The organism is Clostridium sp. LIBA-8841 (assembly GCF_057782475.1).
Genome location: NZ_CM173488.1, coordinates 110,001 through 112,500, shown reverse-complemented (window position 1 = coordinate 112,500; position 2,500 = coordinate 110,001). Strand labels below are relative to the sequence as shown.

Sequence of the window (2,500 nt, the reverse complement as noted above, 5' to 3'; positions counted from 1 at the left end):
AGGTACCACCGGATCACTAAGCCCGACTTTCGTCCCTGCTCCACTTGTGGGTGTCGCAGTCAGGCTCCCTTCTGCCTTTGCACTCTACGAACGATTTCCGACCGTTCTGAGGGAACCTTTGGGCGCCTCCGTTACTTTTTAGGAGGCGACCGCCCCAGTCAAACTGCCCACCTAACAATGTCCTGTGACCAGATTCATGGCCGCCAGTTAGAATTTCAGTACTGTCAGGGTGGTATCCCAAGGATGACTCCACCAAGGCTGACGCCCTGGTTTCCTAGTCTCCCACCTATCCTGTACAGACAATACCAAAACTCAATGCTAAGCTACAGTAAAGCTCTACGGGGTCTTTCCGTCCAATCGCGGGTAGCGAGCATCTTCACTCGCACTACAACTTCGCCGGATTTACAGTTGAGACAGTGCCCAAGTCATTACGCCATTCGTGCGGGTCAGAACTTACCTGACAAGGAATTTCGCTACCTTAGGACCGTTATAGTTACGGCCGCCGTTTACTGGGGCTTAAGTTCACACCTTCGCTTGCGCTAAGTGTTCCCCTTAACCTTCCAGCACCGGGCAGGCGTCAGCCCCTATACATCAGCTTACGCTTTAGCAGAGACCTGTGTTTTTGCTAAACAGTTGCTTGGGCCTATTCTCTGCGGCCTACTCTCGTAGGCACCCCTTCTCGCGAACTTACGGGGTCAATTTGCCGAGTTCCTTAACTGTAATTCTTCCGCCGGCCTTAGGATTCTCTCCTCACCTACCTGTGTCGGTTTGCGGTACGGGCACTACTTCTCTCTCTAGACGCTTTTCTTGGCAGCGTGGAATCATGTACTTCGGTTCCGTGGAACCTTCCCCATCACGCCTCAGCATTATGAAAGCGGATTTGCCTACTTTCACTGCCTAAACGCTTAGACTAGCATCCAATAGCTAGCACACACTATCCTCCTGCGTCACGCCATCGATAATAACGATGGTAGTGGTACTGGAATATCAACCAGTTGTCCATCACCTACGCCTTTCGGCCTCGGCTTAGGTCCCGACTAACCCTCAGCGGACGAACCTTCCTGAGGAAACCTTAGGTTTTCGGCCTGTGGGATTCTCACCCACATCTCGCTACTGATGCCAACATTCTCACTCGTAACCAGTCCACCGCTCCTTACGGTACGACTTCAGCCCGGTTACGACGCTCTCCTACCGCTTGAACTAAGTTCAAGCCCGTAGCTTCGGTGGTAAGTTTAGCCCCGTTACATTTTCGGCGCAAGATCTCTCGACTAGTGAGCTATTACGCACTCTTTTAATGAGTGGCTGCTTCTAAGCCAACATCCTAGTTGTCTTAGAAATCTCACATCCTTTCCCACTTAACTTACACTTTGGGACCTTAGCTGACGATCTGGGCTGTTTCCCTTTTGACCACGGATCTTATCATTCGTAGTCTGACTGCCGAGCTCAAAGTATGTGGCATTCGGAGTTTGATAAGGTTCGGTAAGCGCTATGCCCCCTAGCCCATTCAGTGCTCTACCTCCACTACTCATACTCGACGCTAGCCCTAAAGCTATTTCGGAGAGAACCAGCTATCTCCGGGTTCGATTGGAATTTCTCCGCTATCCACAGCTCATCCCATGCTTTTTCAACAGCAACGTGGTTCGGTCCTCCACGAGGTTTTACCCTCGCTTCAACCTGGCCATGGATAGGTCACCCGGTTTCGGGTCTACGGCATGCAACTAGTCGCCCTATTCAGACTCGGTTTCCCTTCGGCTCCGTACCTTAAGTACTTAACCTTGCTACATACCGTAACTCGTTGGCTCGTTCTACAAAAAGCACCTCATCACCCTCATAAGGGGCTCTGAGCGGTTGTAGGCATACGGTTTCAGGTTCTATTTCACTCCCCTCCCGGGGTTCTTTTCACCTTTCCCTCACGGTACTGCTTCACTATCGGTCATCAGGTAGTATTTAGCCTTGGGAGGTGGTCCTCCCTGCTTCCCACAAGGTTTCACGTGTCTCGTGGTACTCTGGATCATAACTCGTGGTCTTCTCGTTTCACTTACAGGACTATTACCTTCTACGGTGGAGCTTTCCAGCTCTCTTCAGTTACAATAGCCTCCACTTTTATGTTATGTCCACAACCCCGGAAACAAGTTTCCGGTTTGGGCTCTTTCCCTTTCGCTCGCCGCTACTAAGAAAATCGATTTTTCTTTCTCTTCCTCCAGGTACTTAGATGTTTCAGTTCCCTGGGTTACCTTCATTAAGCTATGTATTCACTTAACGATACATGGGATTTCCCATGTGAGTTTCCTCATTCGGAGATCTTCGGATCTCAGGCTATGTGCGCCTACCCGAAGCTTATCGCAGCTTATCACGTCCTTCATCGGCTCCTGATGCCAAGGCATTCACCATACGCCCTTTGTAGCTTGACCTATATTAGTTATAGTTCTCATTTTACAAAGAATAGAAATTGGTTTGCCAATTTGGCTTGTTGTTTTCTATAAATTAAATTATGTGCAAT

Annotated in this window: 1 rRNA gene (running past one end of the window); it reads right to left on the bottom strand. The window is 49.7% G+C overall.

The annotated features are described in order from the left end of the window. A 23S ribosomal RNA gene (locus AC2A4K_RS00510) occupies window positions 1-2,411 on the bottom strand; it reaches 494 nt to the left of the window's first position. Window positions 2,412-2,500 lie beyond the last annotated feature (89 nt).